Source organism: Demequina sp. (assembly GCF_016278765.1).
In the GTDB taxonomy this organism is placed as follows: domain Bacteria; phylum Actinomycetota; class Actinomycetes; order Actinomycetales; family Demequinaceae; genus Demequina.
In genome coordinates, this window is sequence record NZ_JADQBE010000048.1 from 2597 (window position 1) to 5409 (window position 2813).

The 2813-nt window shown below is 68.2% G+C and carries 3 protein-coding genes; all 3 read left to right on the forward strand.

Annotated features, from left to right (window positions below):
• Positions 1 to 287: 287 nt before the first annotated feature.
• The gene (pdhA, locus tag QZZ29_RS08785; protein WP_291382655.1) at positions 288 to 1418 is read left to right on the forward strand and encodes a pyruvate dehydrogenase (acetyl-transferring) E1 component subunit alpha; all 1131 of its coding nucleotides are present in this window, start codon (positions 288 to 290) and stop codon (positions 1416 to 1418) included.
• Positions 1415 to 2518: an alpha-ketoacid dehydrogenase subunit beta gene (locus tag QZZ29_RS08790; RefSeq protein WP_291382657.1), complete on the forward strand. Its 1104-nt coding sequence runs from the start codon at positions 1415 to 1417 to the stop codon at positions 2516 to 2518. Before pdhA ends, QZZ29_RS08790 begins: the two co-directional genes overlap by 4 nt.
• Positions 2519 to 2526: 8 nt before the next feature.
• On the forward strand, positions 2527 to 2813 hold a 287-nt coding region (locus QZZ29_RS08795; RefSeq protein ID WP_291382658.1), incomplete at its 3' end, for a biotin/lipoyl-containing protein.

Sequence of the window (2813 nt, forward strand, 5' to 3'; positions counted from 1 at the left end):
GGAGACCAAGCCGGAGACCAAGCCGGAGACCAAGCCGGAGACCAAGCCGGAGACCAAGCCGGAGACCGGGCCTGAGGCGCAGGCGGGAACCAAGCCTGCGGCGAAGCCGGGGACCACGCCCGACGGAAGACCCGACGCCGCCAAGGGGGACTGAGGCTGGTCGCTATGCGTGAGGGAGCACCTACTTGCCAACCTACGGAACCGTAGCCTACGCTTGCGTAGGTTGCATGGCGGCGTTCCCGCGAGCGTATACGCACCCGCACCACTGAGACCGCAAAGGGGTTTGCATGGCAGGCATTGGGCCGCTGTCAGAAGAGGGACTCGTGCGCCTTCTTGACCGCAAGGGCAAGCGCGTCAAGAACGCCAAGTTTGGACCGTACGCCGAGGACATCACCGTCGATGACCTGCGCGGTTTCTGGCGCGACATGATGATGACGAGGGCCTTCGACAACGAGGCCACCAGCCTGCAGCGTCAGGGCGAATTGGGGCTGTGGGTCGCGTCGCTCGGCCAGGAGGCCGCGCAGATCGGCTCCGCCAGCGTGCTGCGTAACCCCGACTATGTGTTCCCCAGCTACCGGGAACACGGGGTCGCCTTCACGCGCGGCATCGACCTGCCCGAGATCCTGCGCACGTTTCGCGGCCACCAGCATGGCGCCTGGGACCCGGCTGCCCACAACTTCCACCTCTACTCGCTGGTGATCGGCGCACACACCCTGCACGCCGTCGGCTACGCCCAGGCGATGGACTGGGACGGCCTGGTCGGCTCGGGCAATCCCGAGGCGGACGGCGCCGTGATCTGCTACTTCGGCGACGGCGCCACCAGCCAAGGCGACTTCAACGAGGCGCTGGTCTTCGCCTCCGTCAACACCGCGCCCGTCGTGTTCTTCCTGCAGAACAACCAGTTCGCCATCTCCGAATCCACCACCCGCCAGTCCAAGGTGCCGCTCGCAAGGCGCGCCGATGGCGTGGGCATGGAGAACGTGCGCGTGGACGGCAACGACGTGATCGCGGTGCACGCCGTCACCCGCTGGGCCATGGAACACGCTCGCGCCGGCGCCGGTCCCGTGATGGTCGAGGCCCTGACGTACCGCATGGGAGCCCACACCACGTCCGACGACCCCACCAAGTACCGCACGAGCGCAGACGAGGACTACTGGCGCGAACGCGACCCGATCGCGCGGCTCGAGACCTATCTGACCGCCATGGGCGAACTTCCCGAGGACTTTGTCGAGTCGGTCACGGCCGAATGCAAGGAGATGGGCAAGCGCACCCGTGAGGCTGTGCGCTCATGGCCCAAGCCCCCCAAGCACCTCATCTTTGAACACGTCTACGCGGAACCCCACGCCCGCGTCGAGGCCGAGCGCGCCTGGTTCGAGCGTTACGAGGCGACCTTCGCCGATGCGGAGGTGGCCCGATGACCGCCGCGGCGTCGTCAAGCGCGTCGTCCAAGGCAACGGCGAAAGCCCAGGGCGCCGACGCGTCGGAGGCGCCCTCCAGCGTGCGGACCCTGACGCTCGCCGGCGCAATCAACGCCGGCCTGCGCGCCGCCATGGATCGCGACCCCAAGGTGGTGCTGATGGGTGAAGACATCGGCCCGCTCGGCGGCGTGTTCCGCGTGACCGACGGCCTGCACAAGGACTTTGGCGAGCGGCGCGTGATCGACACCCCGTTGGCCGAGTCCGGCATCGTCGGCACCGCGATCGGAATGGCGATGCGCGGCTACCGGCCCGTGGTGGAGATCCAGTTCGATGGCTTCATCTTCCCGGCCTACGACCAGATCACCACGTCGCTGGCCAAGCTGCATTACCGCTCTCAAGGCCGGATCACCGTGCCCGTGGTGATCCGAGTGCCCTTCGCGGGCGGCATCGGCGCGATCGAGCACCACTCCGAAAGCCCCGAGGCGCTGTTCGCGCACACGGCTGGTTTGCGCATCGTCACCCCGGCCACTCCGCAAGACGGCTACGACATGATCCAGCAGGCGATCGCCTCGCCCGACCCCGTGATGTTCTTCGAGCCCAAGGCTCGCTACTGGGACAAGGGTGAGGTGGACACGGCGCGCGTCGCGACACAGCTGGACGCCGACGCCGACGCCGGCGCGTCGCACGGCACGGCCGAGATGGGCAGCGCCCGCGTCGCGAGCCCCGGCACGGACGTGACGCTGCTGGCATACGGCCCCACCGTGCGCCTCGCGCTGCAATCCGCCGTGGTCGCGGCCAAGGACGACATCTCCGTGGAGGTCATCGACCTGCGGTCCCTCTCTCCCATCGACTTCGACACCGTGCTGGCGTCCGTCAAGCGCACCGGGCGGGCCGTTGTGGTGCACGAGGCGCCCGTGGCCTTCGGCACCGGCGCCGAGATCGCGGCCCGCATCACCGAGTTGGCGTTTTTCCACCTCGAGGCCCCCGTGCTCCGCGTGGGAGGCTTCCACACCCCTTACCCGGGCTCGACCCACGAGCACGACTACCTTCCCTCACTCGACCGAGTTCTCGACGCCATCGACGCCGTGATGGCGCACTAGGAGTTCCGATGCCGAAGTTCCAGAATTTCCCACTGCCCGACGCGGGTGAGGGTCTCACCGAGGCCGACATTGTGACGTGGCGCGTCGCCGTGGGCGACCGCGTGGAGATCAATCAGCCGCTCGTGGAGATCGAGACCGCCAAGTCGCTGGTGGAGCTGCCGTGCCCCGTGGACGGCATCGTCAGCAAACTGGTGGCCCGGGAGGGCGACACCGTCGATGTGGGCTCGCCCATCTGCATCTTCGATATCGACCCCGACGGCCCCCCGCCCCCCGCAGGCACGGAACCCGAGGTCGC

Bases quoted from the DNA above. Each gene is read 5' to 3' on its own strand.
- pdhA (WP_291382655.1), top strand. From the start codon at position 288: ATGGCAGGCATTGGGCCGCTGTCAGAAGAGGGACTCGTGCGCCTTCTT.
- QZZ29_RS08790 (WP_291382657.1), top strand. From the start codon at position 1,415: ATGACCGCCGCGGCGTCGTCAAGCGCGTCGTCCAAGGCAACGGCGAAA.